This window comes from Bacillus sp. NPDC094106, assembly GCF_044764345.1.
Lineage (GTDB): Bacteria > Bacillota > Bacilli > Bacillales > Bacillaceae_G > Bacillus_A.
Genome location: NZ_JBIWHY010000008.1, coordinates 79,558 through 105,503, shown reverse-complemented (window position 1 = coordinate 105,503; position 25,946 = coordinate 79,558). Strand labels below are relative to the sequence as shown.

At 34.0% G+C, this 25,946-nt stretch carries 21 protein-coding genes, 4 pseudogenes and 1 other annotated feature; of the genes and pseudogenes, 10 read left to right on the top strand and 15 right to left on the bottom strand.

The features are described 5' to 3' along the window. Positions 1-61: 61 nt before the first annotated feature. Positions 62-2,659, bottom strand: a complete 2,598-nt coding sequence (locus tag ACIQ7L_RS13895; protein ID WP_400569936.1) for an alpha-L-rhamnosidase — start codon at positions 2,657-2,659, stop codon at positions 62-64. A gap of 183 nt (positions 2,660-2,842) precedes the next feature. Here ACIQ7L_RS13895 and ACIQ7L_RS13890 point away from each other — a divergent pair, with 183 nt between their 5' ends. Both ACIQ7L_RS13890 and ACIQ7L_RS13885 read left to right on the top strand, forming a co-directional pair. Next, a complete protein-coding gene (locus ACIQ7L_RS13890) occupies positions 2,843-4,300 on the top strand; it encodes a serine hydrolase (protein ID WP_400569934.1) in 1,458 nt (485 codons plus the stop codon). Positions 4,301-4,603: 303 nt separating this feature from the next. After that, entirely contained in the window at positions 4,604-5,887 is a 1,284-nt protein-coding gene (locus ACIQ7L_RS13885; protein WP_400569932.1) for a S41 family peptidase, read from the top strand. Between the two features lie 41 nt (positions 5,888-5,928). On the opposite strand, the pseudogene ACIQ7L_RS13880 reads toward ACIQ7L_RS13885, so the two are convergent. The 3 genes and pseudogenes from ACIQ7L_RS13880 to ACIQ7L_RS13870 all read right to left on the bottom strand — a co-directional run. Continuing rightward, positions 5,929-6,186, bottom strand: a pseudogene (locus ACIQ7L_RS13880) (aminoglycoside phosphotransferase family protein); the annotation flags it as partial. Positions 6,187-6,271: 85 nt separating this feature from the next. Continuing rightward, on the bottom strand, positions 6,272-6,904 hold the full coding sequence (locus tag ACIQ7L_RS13875) for an HAD family hydrolase (RefSeq protein ID WP_400569931.1): 633 nt from the start codon (positions 6,902-6,904) through the stop codon (positions 6,272-6,274). Between the two features lie 112 nt (positions 6,905-7,016). After that, positions 7,017-7,601, bottom strand: coding sequence for a YpjP family protein (locus ACIQ7L_RS13870; protein ID WP_400569929.1), 585 nt, complete (start codon positions 7,599-7,601; stop codon positions 7,017-7,019). Positions 7,602-8,234: 633 nt separating this feature from the next. Here ACIQ7L_RS13870 and ACIQ7L_RS13865 point away from each other — a divergent pair. After that, positions 8,235-8,390 (top strand): annotated as a pseudogene (locus ACIQ7L_RS13865) (IS4 family transposase); the annotation flags it as partial. On the opposite strand, the gene ACIQ7L_RS13860 reads toward ACIQ7L_RS13865, so the two are convergent. Further along, positions 8,368-9,582 (bottom strand): ABC transporter permease, encoded by a 1,215-nt coding sequence (locus ACIQ7L_RS13860; protein ID WP_400569927.1) that lies wholly within the window; start codon positions 9,580-9,582, stop codon positions 8,368-8,370. The pseudogene ACIQ7L_RS13865 and the gene ACIQ7L_RS13860 sit on opposite strands and share 23 nt — an antisense overlap. Continuing rightward, positions 9,560-10,285, bottom strand: a complete 726-nt coding sequence (locus ACIQ7L_RS13855; RefSeq protein WP_400569925.1) for an ABC transporter ATP-binding protein — start codon at positions 10,283-10,285, stop codon at positions 9,560-9,562. The genes ACIQ7L_RS13860 and ACIQ7L_RS13855 overlap by 23 nt, the downstream gene beginning before the upstream one ends. 333 nt (positions 10,286-10,618) lie before the next feature. Here ACIQ7L_RS13855 and ACIQ7L_RS13850 point away from each other — a divergent pair. Then, positions 10,619-10,738: pseudogene (locus ACIQ7L_RS13850) on the top strand (GNAT family N-acetyltransferase); the annotation flags it as partial. Between the two features lie 26 nt (positions 10,739-10,764). After that, positions 10,765-11,289 carry an HAD-IIIA family hydrolase gene (locus ACIQ7L_RS13845; RefSeq protein ID WP_400569923.1) on the top strand — a complete coding sequence of 175 codons (525 nt, stop codon included), beginning with the start codon at positions 10,765-10,767 and terminating at the stop codon, positions 11,287-11,289. 52 nt (positions 11,290-11,341) lie between these two features. On the opposite strand, the gene ACIQ7L_RS13840 is transcribed toward ACIQ7L_RS13845, so the two are convergent. From ACIQ7L_RS13840 to ACIQ7L_RS13815, 6 genes and pseudogenes are all read right to left on the bottom strand, one after another. Further along, the gene (locus tag ACIQ7L_RS13840; protein WP_400569921.1) at positions 11,342-11,782 is read right to left on the bottom strand and encodes a GNAT family N-acetyltransferase; all 441 of its coding nucleotides are present in this window, start codon (positions 11,780-11,782) and stop codon (positions 11,342-11,344) included. Further along, positions 11,779-12,252 (bottom strand): SAM-dependent methyltransferase, encoded by a 474-nt coding sequence (locus ACIQ7L_RS13835; protein WP_400569919.1) that lies wholly within the window; start codon positions 12,250-12,252, stop codon positions 11,779-11,781. Before ACIQ7L_RS13835 ends, ACIQ7L_RS13840 begins: the two co-directional genes overlap by 4 nt. A 93-nt stretch (positions 12,253-12,345) precedes the next feature. Next, positions 12,346-12,438: pseudogene (locus ACIQ7L_RS13830) on the bottom strand (aspartate racemase); the annotation flags it as partial. A gap of 367 nt (positions 12,439-12,805) precedes the next feature. Next, the gene (locus tag ACIQ7L_RS13825) at positions 12,806-14,011 is read right to left on the bottom strand and encodes an iron-containing alcohol dehydrogenase (protein ID WP_400569917.1); all 1,206 of its coding nucleotides are present in this window, start codon (positions 14,009-14,011) and stop codon (positions 12,806-12,808) included. Positions 14,012-14,129: 118 nt separating this feature from the next. Continuing rightward, complete coding sequence (locus ACIQ7L_RS13820) at positions 14,130-15,569, bottom strand: GntP family permease (protein WP_400569915.1); 1,440 nt, start codon at positions 15,567-15,569, stop codon at positions 14,130-14,132. Between the two features lie 229 nt (positions 15,570-15,798). Then, positions 15,799-16,464 (bottom strand): HAD family hydrolase, encoded by a 666-nt coding sequence (locus ACIQ7L_RS13815; protein WP_400569914.1) that lies wholly within the window; start codon positions 16,462-16,464, stop codon positions 15,799-15,801. A gap of 194 nt (positions 16,465-16,658) precedes the next feature. On the opposite strand from ACIQ7L_RS13815, the gene ACIQ7L_RS13810 reads away from it, so the two are divergent. Together ACIQ7L_RS13810 and ACIQ7L_RS13805 are read left to right on the top strand one after the other, a co-directional pair. Continuing rightward, positions 16,659-17,456, top strand: a complete 798-nt coding sequence (locus ACIQ7L_RS13810; RefSeq protein WP_335359757.1) for a lipid II flippase Amj family protein — start codon at positions 16,659-16,661, stop codon at positions 17,454-17,456. A 62-nt stretch (positions 17,457-17,518) separates the two neighbouring features. Further along, positions 17,519-18,094: a nucleotidyltransferase family protein gene (locus ACIQ7L_RS13805; protein ID WP_400569912.1), complete on the top strand. Its 576-nt coding sequence runs from the start codon at positions 17,519-17,521 to the stop codon at positions 18,092-18,094. Between the two features lie 48 nt (positions 18,095-18,142). On the opposite strand, the gene ACIQ7L_RS13800 is transcribed toward ACIQ7L_RS13805, so the two are convergent. Both ACIQ7L_RS13800 and ACIQ7L_RS13795 read right to left on the bottom strand, forming a co-directional pair. Next, positions 18,143-19,057, bottom strand: a complete 915-nt coding sequence (locus tag ACIQ7L_RS13800) for an alpha/beta fold hydrolase (protein ID WP_400569910.1) — start codon at positions 19,055-19,057, stop codon at positions 18,143-18,145. A gap of 155 nt (positions 19,058-19,212) precedes the next feature. Beyond that, on the bottom strand, positions 19,213-20,991 hold the full coding sequence (locus ACIQ7L_RS13795; protein ID WP_400569908.1) for a response regulator: 1,779 nt from the start codon (positions 20,989-20,991) through the stop codon (positions 19,213-19,215). 171 nt (positions 20,992-21,162) lie between these two features. On the opposite strand from ACIQ7L_RS13795, the gene ACIQ7L_RS13790 reads away from it, so the two are divergent. From ACIQ7L_RS13790 to ACIQ7L_RS13780, 3 genes are read left to right on the top strand one after another with little or no spacing between them, the layout of a single operon-like run. Continuing rightward, complete coding sequence (locus ACIQ7L_RS13790) at positions 21,163-22,095, top strand: ABC transporter ATP-binding protein (RefSeq protein ID WP_400569906.1); 933 nt, start codon at positions 21,163-21,165, stop codon at positions 22,093-22,095. Next, positions 22,073-23,005 (top strand): ABC transporter permease, encoded by a 933-nt coding sequence (locus ACIQ7L_RS13785; RefSeq protein ID WP_400569904.1) that lies wholly within the window; start codon positions 22,073-22,075, stop codon positions 23,003-23,005. Before ACIQ7L_RS13790 ends, ACIQ7L_RS13785 begins: the two co-directional genes overlap by 23 nt. Before the next feature lie 30 nt (positions 23,006-23,035). Then, the gene (locus tag ACIQ7L_RS13780) at positions 23,036-23,737 is read left to right on the top strand and encodes a DUF4097 family beta strand repeat-containing protein (protein WP_400569903.1); all 702 of its coding nucleotides are present in this window, start codon (positions 23,036-23,038) and stop codon (positions 23,735-23,737) included. A 316-nt stretch (positions 23,738-24,053) separates the two neighbouring features. Here ACIQ7L_RS13780 and aspS read toward each other — a convergent pair whose 3' ends face one another. Continuing rightward, positions 24,054-25,352, bottom strand: coding sequence for an aspartate--tRNA(Asn) ligase (aspS, locus tag ACIQ7L_RS13775; RefSeq protein ID WP_400569901.1), 1,299 nt, complete (start codon positions 25,350-25,352; stop codon positions 24,054-24,056). A 111-nt stretch (positions 25,353-25,463) separates the two neighbouring features. Next, positions 25,464-25,675: a binding site (T-box leader), on the bottom strand. Positions 25,676-25,946: the final 271 nt, after the last annotated feature.

The following is a 25,946-nucleotide window of genomic DNA, read 5'->3' as shown; positions in this document are numbered from 1 at the left end:
ACAACCACAATAATAATAACAGATTTAACAAGCCTAATTAATAAAAAAAACATTTCTATAATTAACAGAATTCTGCGAATGCATTTATGTTTTTACAAAATCTAAATTCATAATCGCCCGATCCTAATTTCTCTTCTAATGTATGTAATGGCTTCCATTGATCTTCCCCTATTCGCAACGTTGCCGTTGTATTAGTTGGCACAGAAATATTTAATATTGCTTGTTCAGCTTCTATACGCCATTCAATTTTAATTTCTCCATAAGCTGTTTCACGCCTTACCTTTATCCACTCTAACTTAGAATTAAAATGCGGCTGAATATAAAAATGTTTATATGCAGGTTTCATCACATCTACTTCCAATCCAACGACGTATCGATAAATCCAGTCTGCAATGGAGCCATACGCATAATGATTGTAAGAGTTCATATCGTCACTCCAAAGTGTACCGTCCTCTTTTATTCCATCCCAGTGTTCCCAAATTGTTGTAGCCCCTTTTTTCACTTGATATAACCAAGAGGGATAACCCTCCTGAAATAGAAGCTGACATGCAAGGTCATGACGATTGAATTTACTTAGTACCAAATTCAAATACGGCGTACCTATAAATCCAGTTGTTAAATGATATTTATTTTCCTTTAGTAGCTCAATCAATCGTTTTAATACCCTCTTCTTTATTTTATCATTTACTAAATCAAACATTAGTACTAATACATGTGCAGTTTGCGTATCAGAAGTTAGTCTTCCATTTTGTGTAACAAACTCATCTTGAAACGCCTTTACTATATTCATGTGCAAATTTTCATAAAACTGCTCATCTTCTCGTTTTCCTAAAATAGCTGCAATCTGCTGTAATATTGATGTTGAATAGGCATAGAAAGCTGTTGCAATGAAATGTTTATCTGTTCCACCTTCATATATCCCTTCCTTTGTATCTAAGGCAAGCCAATCCCCTAGATGATATCCAGTATCCCAAATGTACTCATTTTCTCCTTGTACTCTTATATAATCTATATACTTTTTCATACTTTCATATTGATTTTCTAAAATCGCTACATCTCCATAATGTAAATAATGCACCCAAGGACAAATAATTGCTACATCTCCCCATCCACCTGAAGTATCAAGATTGAAGTCTTCACGCTTTCCAAACACATCTGGAACAACAAGCGGAACTGCACCATTTTTATTTTGATCCAACAATAAGTCTTCCAACCACTTTTTAAAAAATAATTGCACATCCATTATTTGCGTCGCTGTTCCAATAAACACTTGTGCATCTCCCGTCCATCCAAGCCGATCATCACGCTGCGGGCAATCTGTTGGTACATCAAGAAAGTTCCCGCGCTGTCCCCATTCTACATTATGGTGTAGCTTATTTATAAGTAAATTGGATGTCTCAAATTGTGTCGCACTCTTCATATCAGTATGCAAAACAATTCCTTCAAAATCTTCAATTTCAGGTCGGTGAGTTAAACCACTTATTTTCACATACCTAAAGCCTTGGAACGTAAAATGAGGCTCAAATGTTTCTATTTCTTCACCTTTCGCAATATACACAATTTGTTGCTTTGCCTTTCGAAGATTCCCTGTATAAAAAACACCGTTTTTATCTAATATTTCAGCATGATGCAGTTCTACTTTTTGCCCGGCATAAGCATGATGGATTGTAAAACGTACCCATCCCACCATATTTTGCCCCATATCAATTAACCACTCATGATTTTGCAGCCTTGAAATAGCAATTGGTTTTATTCTCTTCATTTGACGAACTGGCTCATTTTCTTGTGCTACTATGGTTTGTTTTGAATGGTTTATCGTTTTCACATCTTCTATTTCTTGCTCAATTTCTTCTAATCTAGCATCGTAAACTTCCCCATTATAAATTTCTGAATACAAAATCGGACTTTTTGTTACTTTCCACGTTTCATCTGTTACAATTTTTTCTTTTGTTCCATCCTCATATGTTATATGAATTTGGGCAATTATTGCACCTTGATTTCCATAATTATTACGTACACCACGCATTGTAAGCGGCCCTTTAAACCACCCATTTCCAACTAATACACAAATATCATTTTGCTTACTTTGGAGCATTTTTGTTACATCATAAGTTTGATACAGTATTCGTTTATCATAGCTCGTCCATCCAGGAGTAAAGTAATAATCCCCTACACGCTCCCCGTTTAAACAAGCTTCGTATAACCCTAAGCTTGTAATATACAATCGCGCTCTTTTTACTATTTTCTCAACATGAAATGTTTTGTTAAAAGACATAACTTGTGTTCTTTCTTTTTGGGAAGCAACCCATTCCCCTTCCCAGTTTTCTCCCATAAGCAATCCAGTCTCCCAGAAAGCAACTTCTGACCAGGCTGATTCCTCTCCTTGATTATCCCACGCCTTTACTCGGTAGAAATAACGTGTTTCCGCTTTATATTGGAACGAATTTATTGGCATATGTAAGCTTTGATCTGATTTTACTTTATGAGAATCAAATAATAGCGTTTGGAATTCCATATCAGCCGCTACTTGCAATTGATATACACTCTGTATAACATTTCGTCTATTAGATTTCAGTTGCCAACTAATTTTTACGACTTTTGAATCTATCCCTATCGGATTAACTTTATTATCACAAAGCGTTTTCTTTATCGTTAGCATACTTCTTCACCTTCTCCTCTCATTTTTTATCTAAATTAATTATAATAAAAATAAAATTCTAAATAAATAATAATTTCATTTATTATTACAAAATTATTAACTTTCAATATTTTAAAAGGTTTTTATTTTCTATTACAGAAAGTATAGTGCGGAAGGTAAAAATTATATTTGGAGGTTAGAGGTATGTCTAAAATTGAAACTCCTGTTTTAAATACATTACAAGAGACAGTTGAAAAAATGATGAAAGATTTACGTGTTCCTGGGGCTGCTGTAGCAATTATAAAAGATGGGGAAGTCATTGTTTCAGAGGGATTTGGCTATCGTAATGTAGAGAAAAAAGAAGCTGTTACACCGCAAACACATTTTGCAATTGGGTCTGCGACAAAGGCATTTGGTACGCTTTCTTTAAGTCTATTAGCACAGCAAAAAAAGTTTGATTGGGATACTCCCGTTCAATCATATATACCTAACTTCTCCTTATCTGATATATTCGCTAGCTCACAAATTACAGGGCGTGATTTAGCTTCTCACCGTACTGGAGTAAGCCGTCATGATGCCCTTTGGTACAGCTCTTCCTTAACTCGAAAAGATATCGTTGAAAAAATAAAACATTTATCACTTGATGCACCATTTCGCACAGCATTCTTATATAACAACTTAATGTATGCAACAATCAGCTATATGGTAGAACGCATCACAAACCAAACATGGGAACAATACGTGACGGAACATATTTTAGAGCCTCTTCACATGCAACAAACGAACTTCTCTGTTACGGACTCGCAAAATACGAATGACTACGCATTACCTTATATTGAAGATAATGGTGAGATAAAAGAAATTCCATTCCGAAATATCGATACAGTTGGGGCTGCTGGATGTATTAACTCTACAATTGAAGATATGGCAAAATGGGTACTTCTCCATTTAAATCAGGGGAAATCTGGAGATCACGAATTAATTTCTTCTGAATTATTACAACAAATGTATACACCGCACAATACAATTCCTGATCAACCATTTTTATCAACTCCTGAATCTCCATTAAACAGCTATGGACTTGGTTGGTTTATTAGTGCCTATCGCGGTTATAAAGTAATTCATCACGGTGGAAATATCGATGGATTTACTGCACTTGTCTCATTCATGCCGAAAGAAAATATAGGACTTGTCATACTAACGAACTCTGGAAGTACATTACTCCCTACTTATCTTGCAACCCAAATTTATGACGAGCTTCTCGGATTAGAAACAATTGACTGGCATAAACGTGCTGTAGAAGATACTGAAAAGATAAAAGAAATGATGAAAGAAGCAACCGAATCTCTTCCTGAGCAAATAAAAGGGACTGTACCTTCCCACACATTAGAAGACTACACTGGAACATTTGAACATCCTGCTTACGGAACATTACAAGTGTATAAAGAAAATGAAAAGCTATATGTACAATTCATGGAGATGGACATTCCATTGCAACATCATCATTACGATATATTCTCTGCACCAGTTAACTTATTCCAAACGAAAATGAATCTGTTGTTTGCTTATGAAATGAATGTGAGCGGGGAATTTCCAACTCTCCAATTACATGTACCAGCTACTTTAAGTACTCAACCTCTTACATTTACAAAAGTAAAATAAGAATTCTTAATGATAGAGGGAAGAATATCTTTCCTCTATTTTTGATTCTGTTGAAAAAAGTGTTACAAAATGAACAAGAAAGAGAATTTCTTATGATGGAGAAATGGTAAATGAAATTATATCGGCATAAATTCAAATATATCAACGCTTCGACAAAGTATATCGATTTCCCGATAAATAATTCCAAAATCAAAAATCTCCTAACTCCTCTTTCCCCAACATTCTGAAGAATAAAGGAAAAAACAGCATAATGAAGAATACTATTCTATTATTCGATTAAATAAATTATCAGGAGGAACAGCTATGTACACAGAAATTTTTAGAGAAGTTGTTTCAATTACTCATCACGATTATTCAGGATGTATTGATAAAAAAGGATGGGACGATTCTACTACATATTTAAATAAGATTGAAAAATTAGAGAAACGAGGAGAGTTATCACCATTTCAATTTGCCGAAATTGTACAAGACTACTTAATTGACTTTAAAGATGATCATATGTTTTTCAGAATTATTTCTAATGAGCAACCACTTAACAGTGTTGGTTTTCAAGTGAAAAGATATGAAGACCGATTATATATTACAGCAGTTGGCCAAGAAAAACGAGTAACAAAAGGGCAAGTAATTATTGCGTTAGATCATATAAAAATCCCTGATTTATTAATAAAATATAAAAGATATTTATCAGAGAGTACATATGAACGTGAAAAATGGAGACATATTTTATCCAAATCATTAAGTTGTGACATAATAGATGAAGTTGGAAACATCACAACGATCTCTTTACAAAAATATTTGCCAAGTGAATACGTACCTATCTATTCATTAGAAAAGTATAATCACGATACACTGTTAATGAAATTAACAGATTTCGGAAATGCTGAAGCCATCAATCAATTAATTGTTAACCATAAGCATGAACTAGACTCTTTTCCAAATTTAATTATCGATGTTCGAGAAAATCGTGGTGGAAGTGATGATTCTTATTTCAACTTACTTCCTTATTTATTTGAAGATAAAGAAATTCCCCTTTTCGATTCTCCAGATACAATGCAACTAAATCATACAAAACGAAACTATGATTTGCGAATGAAAAACTTTCAAATAGAAAATCAAGAATCTCTAGATGACGTTTCAAAATTATTTTCCGATATGTTTATCCATGATTTAAAAAAGAATTATAATAAAGGTTTCGTTACATTTGATACATCTGGATTACCACCCGAACTACAAACATTAAAAATACACGGACGAGAAACACCCAGTAAAGTAGTTGTATTAACAGATGTAACATGTGTAAGCTCTGGCGATTCCTTTGTAGAAACATGCAAGAAATCATCTAAAGTGAAAGTAATCGGACGCCCAACAGCTGGTGTAAATGATTATTCTAATTTAGCCGTGATGGAATGGGATGATACATTTGCACTTTATTATCCTACCTCAAGGCTTTCCATTGTGGATAAAGGCGAAGGAATGTCTGGAATCGGAATACAACCGCACCTATATATTCCATGGACTCCTGAGCATATAGAGGAAGATGTAGATTTAAAAACAGCTTTATATCTATTAAATGATAGTGAATGGTAATTTTTAATGGTAGGTGTAAATTCACACCTACCATTCGCTGTTCAACTATTGTTCATATAAATCATTTCAGGTTGAAACCATGTCGGCTGCAATAATTCGAAGTTTTTATGATCTTCTAAAGTAACATAAAGACGCTCCAACATGTCATCTAATATGTGCGGCGCTACCCTTAAAGACCATACAACCGATGAAAAGATGGTCATGCCTACGTACACAGAATATAACCTCCAAAACTCTTCTGGGATTTCCCCATTAAAATAACCTTGAATTTGTCCAATCGAATACGGGATACTAATTTCAGTCCTCTAAATTTTCTATCCAAAATTCAATATGATGGATACTAGGTTCAAACTGCTTCATCCCCTTCGTTTCCCTTCTGTCATTTTAATAGACAGATGCAACTACATGTAAAATTTCATTCGGTGTATTCACCATATAATCTGGGGAATCTTCTTTTACCGTCTCTAACACATCATACCCCCATCCAACCCATATGACATTTACACCAGCTTTTTTACACGCAACTATATCTCGTTGTTCATCACCAACATACAACATATCAGCTTCTGTTAACTTTTTTTCTTTCAAAAATTTCTTGATGATTTTATCTTTACCAAACAAATTTTTAGAACAATATACTTCTTCAATATTTTCTATTTGATTGTTATGCAAGAATGCCTTAATATGCTCTTCTGAATTTGAAGATATGACCGCTATTCCATAGCCTTTTTCATGTAATTCATCTAATACATCCTTCATCCCATGAAATAAAACAAGGTCTTTTATAGCAGGTTGATACAATTTATAAAACTCTAATGCTAATATAGGAAGTTTATACAGAGGTACATGAAGCTTTTTACACCTTTCAGGAATAGATAATTTTCGTAAAGGCTCAATCTCTTCCTCACTTATCGTTTTATATCCATGCTTCTCAGCGAGTTGATTATAAATCGGAACAAATATATTTTGTGAATCTACTAACGTGCCGTCAAAGTCAAAAACAATGTATTTTTGCATTACACATACTCCCCTAGCTTCTTTTTCATCTAAACATATTTTATTCAACAATACAGTGCACTTCACCTTTAATACAAATAAAAAAGAACAAGATTTTCTCTTGTTCTTTCCATTATGACAACCATTTCGGCGGTACGTTCGTATTCCAATAAATGTCCCCTAACTCATGATGCGCTATATATCCGTCATCGAAGCTATGATAGTGAAAATTAAAATAATATCCATCTTGTGGTGGATGATCCCGCCTTACATGGAAACGTAGTAAATCATTCCCTGTTTTCGTATCATATACATGAAAAATCTTTTCGTTATTACCGCCTGCTGGTTTCTGTGAAATTGCTAATGATTGTAATGATTCTTCAGGTACATCTGTTGTAAGTTCAGCAATTGCCTCTTCTATTTTAGGTAAAATAATATCTTTAAACTCATCTTCAATAACAGGACCAATTTTAGAACCAAACTTTTGCATAGATTGTTTTTCAGCCTCTTGCATTGCATAGGTGATAAAGGTATCTGTGGTTAACCTTTCTCGATTTTCTTCATATGTATAGGACGTCTGCTCCAAATTTTGTTGCCTTGTACTTGTAGGCTTGTCCGCTGCTTTTGCATTATCCAGCAAAATAGAAGGAGGCGTCACTAAGCCAAATGTAAATACGGTAATTAATGCGACTAAGGTCTTTCTAAACCAATTTGGCATTTTTCATTTCCTCCCCTTTCACTTATTATATTTTCACTTTATATAACGGTTGTTTCTTCCATTATACAAAATGATTATAATTTTTGCACTTTACAAATTTATTAACGTTCACATATTTTTCCCTTGAATATGAAATTGTACGACTTCATACAATATAAGTACATCAAATTTGAGGAGGAATTTTTGTGACACTAGATGTCATGTACTCCGCCATAAGCATTTTTGTTCTATTATATTTTATTTATCAGTCCATTACAGACTAAAAAAGAGGCACTTCGGCCATAGCCAGCCTTTCATGAAGTACTCATAAAAGGCTGGCTATTTTTGTGTCTTCAATGAGTCTTACAGAAAAACTACAATTATTAGATAAGGAATTAAAAAATACATTATATAGGTAAAGGTTTGCTTCTGGTACTATTAAAATATTCTTAGCATGAAATCCCCTTAAATACAAAAATAAATTTTTTATTTCAATTATGGTATGTGAAATTATTTAAGAGGGTGCAAAGAAAAGGTCCCCCTGCTGCAAGGTACCTTTCCAAGGAGTTATATTATCTATTCATAAATGATAACAAAATTATTATACCCGTTAAATCAATTGTTTAATTTTTTTAAGTACTGAAGACTTCTTAGAATGCAACAATAAAAAAGCATTCTGAGTACACTCAACTAGATATAGAGCAATTTATTGACCAATTACAGTCTGGTGAAACATATGAAATTTCTAAGATTTATATTGGAATGTATCAAAAGCTTCCCGCAAGACTTATTTTACATAAATTTTCCAAGGTGTAAATGCAATCCATCCAATTAATACTATTATAGCAATCCCTATGATTATAGCTGGTAATAAATAAAACTGAGCAAGTATTACCGTCCCATATATGAATACAGCTGGAATAAATAGATACATTTCTGCTCTACTCCTCAACCATATTAATTTCCCTTGTTCACAATATAATTGAAGAAACATTTTTTTCGTAAACTCATTCCATTGATCGCCTGAATAACGTGCAATCGCAACACAAGAAAATACAATAATAATAAGCGCAATCCACCAAGGCGCAATTTTTATAGAGACTGCACTCATGGAAATAATTTTAATATAAAAACTTAAAGAAGCACCCGATCGAAAATATTCTTTTAAAAATGATTCAATAATACGCGAATCGGCTTTATTTCCAAGTATATGTTTCGATCGTGGAAACAACCATGGTTTCGAACTCGTACTTTGCTTTGTTACTTGACCGCTAAATTGCATAATTTCCATCGTCCAGCGCATACTCTCTGTTTTTTCTTTTTCAACTTCTTTAAAAAAGAAACGCTGATAATTCATTTTTTCCTTTATTAAAACTACACTACTTATAAGTAATACAATAATAAATGGTATTGAATAAGCTAGGTTTTTGAATCCTAAAAACACACCACTACCAACACAAATAAAACTAAGGCAAAATAGTACGATCTTTACAATCCATAATACCCATCGCTTTCCCCCGCGTACATCAATATACCTTACTAATAGTGATAACATAAATCGAAAAACAGTAAAGGATACCCAAAATGATACAACTTGTAAAATAGACGCATTCATGCTTTTAATAAATATAGGTAACAGAACTAATGTCACAGCTATATTTGTTATAGCAATTCGAATACATGTATACAATATCCCATATTTCATTAGTTTTTTCATATGTACTGGATGTTGAATTAAAAACAAACTATCTGCTTGTTCAAAAAACGAACGCGTTCCTCTTGAGTATGTAATAAAACAAAATGTAAACAAACCGAGTAAAAAATAAACTGATTCTTCCGCAGATAACTCTCTTTTCCATAAAGAACGATAATAAATACCACTAAATATAATTGATGGAATAACAAAATATAATGCTACTGTCCAATCCGTTACAGAACGAATTGATTTCCATTTTCTTTGCCATTCATGACGCAAGCGCTTATAAAATTGTTGTTTCATCATGTTGTTCCCGCCTTACGATTGCATCAAAACAATCTAATAATCGACTTCCTGGCATTTGTGCTAATGATTGGATCGTCTCTAAATGGCCATTCGCTACTAATGTACCTTGTGAAATAAGTAAAAATCGCTCGCAAATTCTTTCCGCTGTATCAAGTACATGCGTGCAAAGTAAGATTCCTGCTCCACGCTCTTTTTCCTTATATAAAAAGTTCAAAAAATCTTGTGTCGCTACTGGATCTAAGCCAATAAAAGGTTCATCGATAATATAAAAATCTGATTCTGTTAAAAACGCGAGAATGAGCATTGATTTTTGTTTCATACCTTTTGAAAACTTGGATAAATATTCATGTTTATGCTTTTCCATTCGGAACATATGTAATAATTCCTCTGCTCTTTTCTCCCAACTTCCTACTTCACATCCGCGTGCAGCCATTAACAATTCAATATGTTCCCATAATGTTAAATAATCATAATAAGTTGGCTGTTCTGGCACATATGCATATGGATTGTTCTTTTCACCAAACGATATTTCACCGTCCATATTTGCAAGTAAACCAAGTATTGATTTAATTGTCGTACTTTTCCCAGCACCATTTGCACCAATGAGTGCAACCAATTCACCTTTTTCAATTGAAAATGCTATATCATGGATTGTTTTTTTTCCTGTTTCATAACCCGCTGAGCGAATATGGACTTGTAACAAATTGCTTCCCCTCTTCCAACTTACAATAAACTCCAGGAAAATTATAGCATACTCCCTTCTAAAATATCACTTTATACATCTATTTCAATGATTATCGATTTTAAAAGAAGGAAAAGCTATCATTTTACAGAATATTTAAAGTTTGAGATTCTTAATTTATTACATATGGAGTTGGTTGTATGACATTTCACATTCGAAAAGCCACTGTAAACGATATATATACATCAATTTAAAAAAACGACATAAAACCACCTCTTTTTAGGTGGGAGAGAGCATCTGGCCATGCATAGCAGCGGTCAGGGCCTTTTTCTGCCACATGCGAAGTAAAAACAGAAAGAGCATAATTGTATTGGAACGTGGCTTGTAAGTGGTACTCAACGAACAGAAGCTCACCCATTCTATAAGAAATTAGGATATGAAGTAAACGGATATCGATTTGTGAAATATTTTTAATTTACTATTTGAAGGGAACTATTACTATGACAAACATTCAAGCTATTTTTATCGACCGTGATGGAACAATTGGAGGAGATACAACCATACATTATCCAGGGGAATTTACCTTGTTTCCATTTACACCAAACTCCTTACTTGCACTAAAAGAAAAAAATATAAAACTATTTTCCTTTACAAACCAACCTGGTATTGCCGATGGACAAGCAACTGTAGATGACTTTATTCAAGAATTAGAAGCATTCGGTTTTGATGATGTCTACCTTTGTCCTCACAGGCATGGAGATGGATGTAGATGCCGTAAACCAAGTACAGGCATGCTCTTACAAGCCGCAGAAAAATATGGGCTCGATTTAACCAAATGTATCGTCATTGGTGATCGTTGGACTGACATCGTTGCGGGTGCAAATGTTCATGCAACAACGATCTTAGTCCAAACAGGTGCTGGATACGACGCCCTGCATACCTATCGTGATAAATGGGCTCATATTGACCCGAGTTACATTGCCGCGAATTTTGAGGAAGCTGTAAAATGGATATTGAAACAATAAAAAAGCCCAGTATACGAATCTTGTATGCTGGGCTCTTAATATGTATTCATTTTCAAAAAGTTAGCTCATAGTGAAAATAACGATTATCTCTCAAATATCCATTTTCAGCGTATAATCGCTGGGCTGAAATATTATCCATTTCTGTTTGTAATTTCAAACCCTTTGCACCATTTTCTAATGCAAAAGTTCTAGCTGCTTCTAACAATTTCTTTCCAGTACCTGCTCCGCGCTTGTTAGCTTGTACAAATAAATCATTTAAAATCCATAATTCCTTCATCGAAACAGATGAAAAAGAAGGGTATAATTGGGTAAATCCAAGATATTCTCCATCTTCAACAGCTACAAAAATGACAGATTCTTTTCGCTCTATACGATTACGCAAAAATGCTTTCGCTTCTTCTACATTTGATTCTTGGCTATAAAATACACGATAATTATTAAATACATCTGCTAATCCATCTAAATCTGCAATTGTTGCTTCATATATTTTCATTTTACTCCGCTCCCTTTCCAATACTCTTTCATAATATTCGTTGCCCATTCGGGCTGTATAATTTCTTCATTCGGTACAAATTCTCTCATAACAGGTTTTATATCCAATATAGGAGTACCATCAATTGCATCTAATCCTTCAACTACAATTGATTTCCCTTCTCGTTTTACCATTTTCGCAATTGTTGCTCCTAATCGATTGGGACGATTTTTCCCACGCTGCGCAAAAATACCTACTTTCGGATATTCCTTATTATTTCGAGGATGTCTCGCTGCATATTGAATCTGTTCATCTGTCACTTTATGAAAATAAAAGATTACTTCAATATGCGAAAAACTCTCAATTCCTTGTATACTTTCTTCCGAAAAAGAGTCCGTTAATGCAATAGTCGATTGCACTTCTCCCCACTCGTCATCCTTTATCAACTTTCTTTCATTATGTACAAAAGCAATTGGCTGAAGTGAAAACATTCATCCCCCTCCTTTTTGTAACCACTTACATTATAAAATATTTTCTGAAAGTTTTCCATCTATATGACCATTAGTATTTACATAATAAAATTATAGTTTTACTTTCACTGAATGTAATCCACTTAATCTCTTTTTTACTTCTTCATTTATAATTTGGTAGTACTCAGAAGAAGACTCCCAGCTCATTCCATCGATAATACCAATTACTAAATTACCCAACAATTCAATCAATATTTAACAACTATTTATTATATAAATCCATTTTAATTTTTCGACATCTAAATCCCTGCTATGTAGAATACAAAGTAACCTACACTCGTTTGCTCATTCTGTTTTTACTTCGCATGTGGCAGAAAAAGGACCTGACCGCTTCTATGCATGGCCAGATGCTCTCTCCCATCCTAAAAGAGAGGGTTTATGTCGACTTTGTAATTGGTGTATATATAGATATTTTTAATACAATAAAACAAGACTTTAGATATTTTTTCTAAAGTCTTGTTTATATAAATTTAAACTAATTTCCACGGAAATACTCGAAGAAAATTCAGAAATTTTATAAATCAATTACAGAAGTTTCATATTGATAATCAAAGCATATACGATATAATTTTTTCACTTCATGATAAGATGGAATGCGAGGGTTATTACTTGGACTCCCACTGGCAAGTGCATCTTTCGCCATTTTTGGAAGGGCATTTTCAAATTCAATTTGATCAATTCCGTATTCTTTTAGATTAGGAATATGAAGATTGGAGCAAAGTCTATTTATTTCAACAATTGTATGATTTGCCATCTCTTCATCAGAAAGTGAATGTAATTCTGGATTTATGTGGCGTCCGATATCTGCAAGTCTCTTGACCGAACAAACTTTTGTAAAATCTAAAACAGCTGGTAATAACATCGCATTTGATATACCATGAGGTACATGAAATAGTGCCCCAATTGGACGAGACATTCCATGAACTAACGCAACCGATGCGTTTGAAAAGGCGATACCCGCTTGTAAGGAGGCAATCATCATCACTTCTCTTGCTTCCATATTCTCTCCATCTTCATAAGCGATACGTAAATATTTCATAATACTTCCGATTGCTGAAAGCGCAAGTACATCGCTGAGTGGTTGTGAAAACCTAGAAATATAAGCTTCTATTGCATGGCATAATGCATCTATTCCAGTTGCTGCAGTAATATGAGGTGGTACAGAACGCGTCAATACTGGATCAATAATCGCTACTTGTGGCGTAAAGCTTGGATGCTTAATCATCATTTTTACATCTGTTTTTTTATTCGTAATAACAGCAACACTTGTCACTTCCGATCCCGTACCAGATGTTGTCGGAATTGCAATAAGCGGTAATGGTTCTTTTTCTATTTCTATATGATTTTGAACATAATCTTCAATCTCTCCACCGTTTGTAAACAGTACTGCTACTGCTTTTGCCGCATCAATGCAACTCCCACCCCCAAGGCCGATGATGAAATCACAATTTGATTCTACACAAATCGATAGCGCTTCCAAAACATGAACATTTGTCGGTTCGGCATTCACATTTGTATATGTAACAACTTCTATTTTTTTCGCCTTTAGCTGTTTTATACATTCTTCAATATAACCAAGCTTCTCCATGCTAGAATCACTGATAATAAAAGCTTTTTTCCAAAATTTACTCGTTTGTTCTCCTAATTTCCCAAGCGAATTTCTCCCATATAAAACAGTCTTTGGCATACGAAACTCCGCGATTTCTTGCAAGTACTTCACCCCTTCTTTCGCTAATAAATATTTTATAATGTGAAGTTTCTACAACATAAATTACCAAGTTAACTATTCCACTTTATTTCGCTATTTCCTCTTACTATAGAAAATAATTTATAACATTTTAATAGATTCCGGTTAAAGTGTAAAATGCTATTACTAAAAAAACAGCAACCGTTTTTAACACTGTAACCGCAAATATATCGCGATACGATTGTTTATGCGTTAACCCTGTAACAGTAAGGATTGTAATAATTGCTCCGTTATGTGGCAGTGTATCCATTCCTCCTGATGCCATTGAGACAATGCGATGCATAACCTCTAGTGGAATATTGTATTGTTCAGCTGCCGCAATAAACTTATCGCCCATGGCGCTTAAAACAATACCCATACCTCCTGAAGCTGAACCTGTAATACCAGCAAGAATATTCGTTGTTACTGCTCCATTCACGAGTGGGTTAGTGAATGTTGCAGAAATGCTATCACGCATAATTACAAATCCTGGAAGAGCTGCAATGACACCTCCAAAGCCAAATTCGGCTCCTGTATTCATCGTCGCAAGCAATGCGCCCCCAATACTTGTATTCAATCCTGCTTGAAATCCCGTCACAACACGTTTCCAATATAATAAAAGTGTTGCTATAATCCCCATAATAAGTGCTAATTCTACAGACCAAATTCCAAGCACTGCGCTTAACTCAACTTTTCCAAATGCTTTCATTCCAATTGAAGAGAAATCAAAACCATTTGGATACCACTTCGGTATAGTCATCGTAAAAACTTTATTCATAACCCCCACTAAAATAAGAGGTATAAATGCAACTACTTGCTGTACTCTTGAAATTTCAATACTTTGAAAAGAAACATTTCCCTTTTTCTCTAACTCTAGAGATGCTGCCATTTCAGAATTTCCATCATCAAAACCAAAATAGCCTTCTCCTGCTGCCTTTGCTTTCTTGCGCCGACTCTCTAAATAGATTAACCCTAATGTTAAAACAAAGATTGCTCCTATAATTCCAAGTATAGGTGCTGCATAAATATCAGTTTTAAAAAATGTCGTCGGAATCACATTTTGAATTTGTGGTGATCCTGGCAAAGCATCCATCGTAAATGTTACAGCTCCAAGCACAATCGTCCCAGGTATTAAACGCTTTGGAATGTCTGCTTGACGAAACAGTTTTGCTGCAAATGGATAGACTGCAAACACAACAACATAAACACTTACACCGCTATACGTTAAAACAGCTCCCATTAAAACAATTACTAAAATCGTTCGTTTTTCACCAACTAGTTCAATAATCGTTTTAGCAATAGAATCCGCAATACCTGACATTTCTACTACTTTACCAAATATCGCTCCTAGTAAAAACACCGGGAAATATAACTTAATAAACCCTACCATTTTCTCCATAAAAATATTCGAAAAGAATGGTAACACAAAACTAGATTCTGTTAAAAATACTGCAAACATAGCAAAAATCGGTGCGAATAAAATAACAGAAAACCCTCTGTAAGCAACAAACATAAGTAAACTAAGTGCTAATAAAATAATAACTAGCTCCAATGCTCTCACCTTCCTTTGATTGAAAATTCAATCTTTTTATTCTGGATTTTTTCTATGTATTACTATCGTTTTTATAACGATTCAAACACTGACATCCCTCCCCTTTTTCTAACAAAGTTTTTATAATTAAAACAGTATATTTATTACTTATTCTATTACATACAAAAAATCCCTTTAAACGAAAACGAATTAACTATCGCTCGTTATAAAGGGATTTTCCTCTTTTACTTTATATTTTTAAACTTTTATTTTTCACATAAAAGCTTCGTAACTCTTCGACATGTTTCACAATATGCGTCGCGCCTGCTTCTTTTAGCTCCCCTTCACTTCCGTATCCATACAATAAACCGATCGAATCAATCCCATTACAATTAGCCCCTATCATATCATACTTTCTATCTCCAATCATCACAATTTCCTCTTTTTGTAGTCCTTTGTTTGTATGTAAAATATGCTCAATTATTTCATCTTTCTTGATTCGAGTTCCATCTAAATTACTTCCTACAATTTCTTCAAAGAAATGAGCTAATTGAAAGTGTTCTACAACTTGCTTTGCGAATACAGTTAGTTTTGAAGTTGCGATAAATAAACGCAGCCCCTCATCCTTTAACTCTTGTAAAATATCAGGAATCCCCTCATATACTCTGTTCTCAAACAGACCACTTTGCTGCATATATTCCCGAAAATACGTCACAGCTTGCTCAACTTGTTTTTCATTCATACCGTATCTATCTGCAAACGAATGTTGGATTGGAGGTCCAATGAAAGAATCTAAATCGTTTGGGTTCGGTTCATCTATTCCCATTTTCCGTAGTGCAAATAAAACGGAATTTACGATTCCTTCTTTCGGATCAGTTAATGTTCCATCTAAATCGAATAGAAATGTTGTATACATTTTATCTCCTCCGCTCATTTTATTTTATAAGAAAAATCACCATCTTTTCTATATTATCAAAATTTTCATTCTTTTAGAAGTTGCATATTATATTTTATTACCTCTCTATCAGAATCTGATCCACGAATAGATATACCCAAAAATGTGTTCCTGTTGTATTATAAATATAATTTAAGAGAAAAATGGTGGAACAAATGACGACAACATTAATTTTTATAATGGCTTTCACAATTATCATCCATGCAGTCGAAACAAGCTCTTATAGTATTCGGCTAGCTGGTGTTCGTTTAAAAAAGATCGCCGTTGCATTATCTGTAGTTGGGATGGTATTACTCGTTGCACGAACATCTAACTTACTGCAAGCTTTTTTACTTGGTGGTATCGTCGATCAAGCTAAATTAGACTCTTCTATTGATTTAGAACGAACCATACGCCTAGTTTTACTCTCAGCTTCTATCGGTACTTTGCTTGCAATTTTTCTATATCCGACTTTGACAAAGTTGTTTGGCTATGTAATTCAAAACTTTGAAACAGATGGGTCATTCATTGGATTGATGAAAACAAATAACATACAAAAATTGAAGTATACGAAAAAGTATGTTCGTTTCCCTAAATTTGAAATGATTCATCGGATGCGAATTGGCGGCATTCCAAAACGTATTATGTTAATTAATATGTTTGCAACTGCCATCTATACAGCGGGTGTTCTTTCCGCCTTGTATGCTTCCTTTTTAAATCCAACTTATGCAACGAATGCGAGCACAGCTTCTGGACTCGTTAATGGTTTTGCTACAATCTTATTAACTGTACTGTTAGATCCGCGCATTGCCCTTTTAACAGAGCGTGCTCTTCAATCAGAAAATGGTGCTGATACAATGAGTAAAATGTTCGGCTGGCTTATGATTTCAAGATTTCTCGGTACATTATTAGCGCAGTTCTTATTTGTACCTGGCGCACATTGGATTTTGTGGATTATTAAACTTATGCATTAAATGATTGCCATCCTCTCCTTAGAAAGTGGAGAAAATCAATTATACAAAAGGTGAGATTAAAAATGTATATTCAAACAGAACAAGATATTATAAAACTGATACAAAACGATACTTGGATGATGAAAGTATTACAGATAGCAAAATCTTTAGAGCTACCTGACTGGTGGGTTTGTGCTGGATTTGTTCGTTCTAAAATTTGGGATGTTCTTCATGGATATGAAATGAGAACTCCAACACCAGACATCGATATCATTTATTTTGATCCATTACATATTAGTGAATCTACCGAAGAAAAATTAGAAAATAAGCTTAAAAGTATAGATTCTACTATCCCATGGTCAGTGAAAAATCAAGCTCGTATGCATGTAGTCAATAACATGCCACCTTATTCATCTTCAGTCGATGCAATTTCTAAATTCCCGGAAACCGCAACTGCTCTTGGGGTTACGTTAGATGAACGAGATAACGTTGTGTTAACAGCTCCTTGTGGAATAGACGATGTTCTCACGTTACAAGTAAAGCCAACATCTCATTTCCTCGAAACTCAAGAGCGAACTAACATGTATGAAAAAAGATTACAAAAAAAGAACTGGCAAAGTAAATGGCCTAACATTACAACCTTTCATCCTAAAAACTGAATATAGAACAAAAGGTGCTTCTCATTTCATGAAGCACCTTTTCCTATTCTATTTCAAAAAATCAATCACAGCTTTTGCAAATTGATCCGCCGCTTCATAGTGCGGCGTATGACCACTCTCTTCGAAGACAATCACTTTACCATTTTGAGCATCTCTGTTAAACGCTTGGATTTGTATTTCGCAGGTTACCACATCGTTTTTCCCTATGATTAGTAACATCGGATTCTCCACATCTTTTAATTTTGATAATAACGATTGATGAATTTCTCCTTCCTCTTTCAAGCGTGTAAAATGAATATCGGAACGATCATAAAACTCTTCCCATTCTTCCTCACTATATATACTATAATCTGTTTCATCCTCAACGTAATTATAAATTTCCATTCTTTGTTCTTCTAATTCACCACTTAATTTTATATAAGCTTCTAGTAATTCTACTGAATTCGCATCACTTTCTGCAATAGCTATACATTCGTTTCCCTGTTTTTCTTTCCCATACTTCTTTAGTAGAATTCCTGTCTTTTTTAATAAAGCTCTACTTGATAATGCAAAATCAAAAGTAGGTCCTTCAAAAATAATTTTTCGAATAGATTGCGGATACATTGCTGCATATAACAGCGCTAAAAATCCGCCAAAAGAATGCCCAATGACAGACCATTTCTCAATTTGTAACATCTTCCTTAACTCTTCGCAGTCTTCGATAAGATCTCGTAATTCAAACGGCTCTTGCTGATTAATTTTTTCAGAACGTCCTACCCCGCGCTGATCAATGGCAATGAGTCGAAAAAAATCTTGTAATCTATGTGCTTGATGATAGGAAAAATCATAACACATCTCACCAGGACCTCCGTGAAGATACAATACAGAAGGATTCTCTATGGATCCATACGTCTCCACATATAGCTTTTTCCCGCGTACTTCCATCATTTTACCTTGTAATAATACTTCTTTTTCTTGTTTCATCTTTTTCTCCTCCTAATTTTCATATCTTGATCCTATATACAATAGGAGAGCCACGAATTCGTACCCGTTATGCATCTGTAATATGCTAATACATCTTTCTTCCGTTTGAAAATACTACCTTCAATTTAAATAGTCCCAATTAGATTCTACATTTTTTATAAAAAAGCTTCATTCATCGCTTTTTTTACTGCTTCTCTTCTTCCTGAGACTTGCAGTTTCATATAAATAGAAGAAGCATAATTTCTTACAGTTCCTTCTGATAAAAATAACTTTGCTGCAATCTCTTTATATCGAAGTCCTTCCTTAAGACACCCTAATACATCCATTTCACGACGAGTCAATTCATAAGGAAGTTTTTTCGGTATTGGACTATATTCTTTAAATAAGCGAGTCGCTACATTCTGAGATAGCATTGTCCCACCTGAATGTACTAATCGAATAGCTGCTACTAACTCTTCTGGTTGAACAGATTTAAGTACATATCCCTCTGCTCCCGCTTCAATCGCTTCAGAAACACTAAAAGTATCCTCAAAAGTTGTGACCATAATTATTTTAGTATCCGGCCACCTGTTTTTGATTTCCTTCATTGTTGTAATTCCATTCATCTCAGGCATTTGTATATCCATAAGAACAACATGAGGCTGCCTTTCTTCACATTGTTTTAAGGCTTGTACCCCACTATTCGCAACCGATACGCGAAAACCGTATTTATCCAATAAAAGCTCTAAACTATCAGAAATGATAGGCTGATCATCTACTATTAATATATGAATCTTATCTTGCACAAATAATTCTTCTTTATGTACGATTGGAATCAAACAAGTCACAATTGTTCCTGTATTCTTAGTGGAATCAACGTTCAAATTCCCATGATATTCACTTAGGCGTTCTCTCATCCCTGATAACCCAAATCCCTCTTGTATGACTTCCATCCCTATACCATCATCTTGTATTTGAAGCATCACATAGTTTTTATGATATTGTAAAAGAACTTGTATCGTTTCTGCGCTCCCATGTCTTGTTGCATTTGTCATTGCCTCTTGTAAACAACGACAGAAAGTCCTCTTTAATTTCTTGGCAATCGGATAATATTCTCCAACTGTCCGGAAAACAACATGAACATTTGTATTACTTTTAAACTCTTCTATTAAGTTCAATAAAGACACATCTAAACTTGATTCTTCTTGCGGATCCATTTCGTGAACCTGTCTTCGAATATTATCTAATGCAGATCGTGATATATCTAATATTTCTTGTAACTTTTCTTTTCCCTCTTTGGTTGCTAAATGTGGCCTTAATGTTTCCATACTCAATATAACCGAAGTAAATTTATATCCTATCGTGTCATGTAATTCTCTTGCCATTCTATCCCTTTCCTCAAGCAAAGTGATTCTTTCTACTTGGGACGAATATTGTTCTAAAATTGCATTCTTATCTTTAATCAATTTCAGTTTTTGCTTAATAGCATCCATAGAATAAACAACTCTTTGTAGTAAATGACCTACACCATATATAAAGAGAACATCAAATATACTTAGAAGCAGCTTATTGCGATCTAACCCAAAATTAAAGAAAACTCCTAATGTAGAGACAACCATCATTACAGGTAATGTATAGAAATTTACTTTTCCACGGCAAAAAAATGCAAGCGTTAAAATTGCAGGAGACAAAAACTGAGCCAAATGATACGTATATGCAAAATAAAGCGAAAGTCCCCCTACTAAGATAATTTCTGTTACTACATATAATTCACTTTGTAATTTATATAATATGACAGGTATAACATAAGACAAAAATGTGCTTATAAAAACAATCTCAAGTGGAAAATTTGGGTTATCTTGATATGTCAAAGTAACAATCGCAACAATCCAGGTAATCCGAATGAGTATCATTACCCATTCCTGCCAAAGTAACTTATTTTTTATGCCATTCAACTTTCATATACCTCCTGCCTCAATAACTATTAAATATAAATTACCTTAATTTTCTATATTTTCTTTTTTATCATAGCAATGTTATGACATTTTGTCACTGCCCTATATGACATTCGGTTTGTTATGTTAGTAGCCGAAACGCATCACTAATATTAAGGGAGTGAACAAAATATGTGTATGTTAAAAGTACAGAACTTAACAAAGCAAATTGGAAAGCACACACTTGTTAATCGATTATCGTTTGATGCTCAAAAAGGAGAAATTCTTGGTCTTTTAGGCCCAAATGGCGCTGGAAAAACAACTACAATTAAAATGATTGTTGGCTTAATCTCCAAAACTAGTGGAACAGTCACAATTAACGAAAAAGACACAAACAAAGACTTTAAAGAAGCTATGAAACATGTGGGAGTGATTGTTGAAAATCCTGATTTATACAAATTTTTATCCGGCTATGATAACCTTCTTCACTTCTCTAGAATGACACCTAATGTTCCTAAAGAACGTTTAGATGTAGTTGTTTCTTTAGTTGGGTTAGAAAAAAGTATTCATAATAAAGTTTCCACTTATTCTTTAGGAATGAAACAGCGGCTTGCTCTTGCAATTGCTCTCGTACACAAACCTTCCCTTCTCATTTTAGATGAGCCTACTAATGGACTGGACCCTCAAGGGATTCGTGATTTAAGGCTTCATTTAAAACAACTAGCTACAGATGAAAACGTAGCAATTGTTGTTTCAAGTCATCTCATGGCCGAAATGGAAATGATGTGCGATCGCATCGCTATTATAGATAGAGGGAATCTGCTTGGTATACATGATATAAAAAATATTACAAAAGAACAGATACATTCTGTTCAATTTGAAGTAGATCGAACAGATTTAGCAATCCCAATCCTACGAAAATTAGTAATAGGTGAAGAAATTATAACAAATCAAAATATAATTACGATCAAAATTAGTAAAGAACATATCCCTGAAATTAGCGATACATTAGCCAAAAATGGAGTGAATGTTTATGGTGTTCAAACAATTAAAACAACTTTAGAAGACAAATTCATTGAAATAACTGGGGGTGAAATGCGCAATGCTTCATTTAATAAGAAATGAAAATATGAAAATTTTCAAGCGCAAAAGAACTTGGATTATGGTAGGTGTTATGGTTTTATTTATTCTCGTTCAATTCCTAAACGTAAAGCATTCCAGCCAAGTTAATTATGGGGATGACTGGAAGACATCTCTTATTGAAGAAAATGCATTACTTCAAGTTGAGAAAGAATCTCTAAAATTACCTATTGAAAAAATAGAAAATGAAAAAAAACTCTTACTCAATAAGTATTACATTGACAGTAATATAAAACCAGCAAACAATGCATGGTTCTTTACAATTGGACAAAGTACGAATTTTTTAATAGCTATCTCCATCCTTACTCTCATAATAGCTGGTGAAATTGTTGCAAATGAATTTCAATCCGGCACGATTAAATTTTTACTAACACGAACTGCTACCCGCACACAAATATATTTTTCCAAATATATTGCAACTTTATTGTTCGGATTTTTCTTAATTGGAATGACGTTTATTCTTTCTATTCTGTTTAGTGGCATTCTTTTAGGGTTTGATGGAATAAATGGCGACTACTTATTTGTAAAAGATCATGCCGTTCAAAAAACAAGCGTCCTTCAGGCACTAATTGGCAGCTTATTCTTTAAGATTCCTTACTTAATTATTGTTGCAACTTTAGCATTTATGATTTCAGCGGCGTTTAAAAGCACTACATTCTCTATCGTATTTTCTCTTTTAGTAGCAATTGCGGGTTTTGTTATGAGTATCTCATTAAAAGGTTTTAGTTGGACAAAATATTTCATCTTCGCTCATACGGATTTATCAAGTTTCGTATATGAGAATCCTCCTGTAGAGGGCATGACCTTCAGTTTTTCCATACTATTTATCTTAATCCATATATTTATCATGCATGGAATTGCGTACCCCATATTCGTAAAAAAAGATATCGCTTAAATTTTTTATTAAAGACTGGAGGAACATTCATTGAAAAAAAGATGGATTACATTCTGTATATTAATAACTCTTATACTTACTGGTTGTTCAAATTCCGAAAGTGAAACAAAGGAACAACAACTAGAGCTACCCGCTACTGATGTTAAAACTTTAAAACTAGATAACCGTAATGGTAATATCAATATTTCAACAAATCTTAAATCAGATAAAATAGAAGCTTCCATTACTGCAAAGGCTAAAGGGATCAGCATGGATAAATTAAAACTAGATCTTTCAGCCAAAAATGGAGTTGCAACTTTAAACACTTCTTTTGATGGACAATTTTTTAGCAATAGCGAAACTTGGGTTGATGTCAAACTATCATTACCTAAAAATATAAAAGTAGAATTTAAAGAAAATCATAGAGACGGCGATATCAAAGTCTATAACCTCGATTCAGATATAAATATACTTAATGTCAACGGTAATATTGACATTTCCAACGTTAATGGAACTGTAAGTGTAACAAATAGAGATGGAAATGTAGATATTGTGCATACAAAGTCTGACATTAATCTTGACAATAACAACGGCAAAGTTGTTATTACGGATATAAAAGGATCTATAAGAGCCAAAATTAGCGATGGTTCAGCCGATATCAATGATATTGAAAACAATGTTACCATCTTAGGTGCTCAAAGCGATAAAATAAAAGTAAATAATGTTAAAGGGAAAATAACTTTTAATAAATAAAAATTAATTTACTTATACAGGATAAAAACTAACCGCATTTTTTAATAATTCGGTTGGTTTCCCCTTAAATACGCTGAATATTTTGTTATTTTCCATTACCATTTTAGCTCTGTATATGATGATGTCAGGCATGAAACATATATTAGAAAAAGACAGTGATCCTACTTCAAACTCAATGCTCTTAAGCGTTTTAACAAAAGAAAAAGAGGCGTTCTTCTCTTTTCAAACAAAAAGCTACTACGAAAGAAACTTAACTATACAAATCTCTATCACTAAAAAAAGAATCTTCGCAACCACTGCGAAGATTCTTTTTATTTTACGGTACGAGGCGCGTACAATCTCTCGGAAACGCACTCGCTTCTCGAACATTCGATAATTCTAGAAACTTATATACAAGTCTTTCTAGACCAATCCCAAAACCACCATGCGGCGGGCAGCCATATCGAAATGTATCCATATAATATTCAAAATTTTCTGACTTTAATCCTTTTTCTTTAAAAGAGGCAAGTAACATATCATACTCATGAATTCGCTGCGCACCTGACGTAATTTCTAATCCTTTATATAACAAGTCAAAACAATCCGTAACAGCTTGATTTTCTTTATTCGGCATCGTATACATCGGTCTCGCTTCTTTCGGATAATGTGTGATAAAAACAAAATCACTACCGTATGTTTCCTTCGCATATTTTCCAAGTAACTTTTCGCCTTCTGTGTCTAAATCCCCTACTGGTGATTCTTTTCGGTATTTTGTTCGTAATATATGCTGCGCCTCTTGTAAGGTGATTTTAGGAATTTCTGTAATAACAGGAATTGTGACTTGTAAAAGCTTTAATTCTTTCTCACATTTCTGTCCTACTTGTTCAAACATATACCGTAAAACGTTCGCTTCTAATTCCATCACTTCATAAAAGTCTTTAATAAACCCCATTTCCACGTCTAATGATATATATTCATTCAAATGACGGGAAGAATTGTGATGCTCAGCCCGATAAACAGGAGCAATTTCAAAAACACGTTCCAATCCACCTGCTACCATCATTTGTTTATAAAATTGAGGAGACTGTGCTAAATATGCTTCTTTTTGGAAATAGGGGAGTTTAAAAACATTCGCTCCCCCTTCCGCTCCTTGAGAAACAATTTTCGGCGTAAATATACGTGTGAAATCGTTCTCTATTAGAAATTCACTAAATGCCTGGGCAAGCGTAGATTGAACTTTAAAAATGGCTTGTATTCGTTCATGACGAAGCGATAGTACGCGCTCATTTAACATTTGATCTAAACCAACGTGTAGATTTCTTTTATTCACTTCAAATGGAAGCGGTTCTGAAGTATTTAACACCTTTACCTCTTCTACAAGTACTTCCACACCTAACTCTGTTTTTGTCGTTTCCACAAGTTCGCCAATAATTTGAACAACACTTTCTATGTCTACTTTGTATCCCGCTAAGTCTTTTTCCAATACACATTGAATGACACCCGTTCGGTCACGTAACAATAAAAAACTGACATTCCCCAGATGACGAATTTTTTTCACCCAGCCTTGTAATAAAACCACTCTTTTACTAGACACTTTACATTCACAAATGAGTGACCGCTTCATTGTTTTTTCCATTATTTTTTCCTCCTATGTTTTCATACTTATTTACATTTACATTATTGTTGTCATCGTCATCATCCACGGTCACTCACCCCCTTTCAAAGAATACAAAAATCCGCCCCTATAAATAGGGACGGATTTTTCCGCGGTACCACCCAAATTGTCATACTGACCATCTTAAACCTGATAACGGTAGGTACCGTTTGCTTTTACTAATTTTCACGTTCAAAGCAACGCTCACAGGTGTCTTTCCATCATGCGGTATCGCAATCTTTCCAGCAATCGATTGCTCTCTGTAGACCCTTGCATCATGTACTTTTCCTGCTCATCACTTTTTATATTTACAGAGTATTCTATTCCTTTAAAAGAGAAAATGCAAGGTGTTTTTTCGATATTTTCTGATTTTTAATTACGAATCCATTTTGCTATAATTTCTTCCAATGCCATCCCCCGTGATCCTTTCACTAAAACAACATCATTTTGATTTGCAAGTTCTTCTAAATTCTTTTGAATCATAACTTCTCATCCCTCTCCAAAAATTCCAATTCCATTACATAACAAATTGTTTTTCCACTCATAATATTAGTAAATTTCTTCTGGAGGTCTATA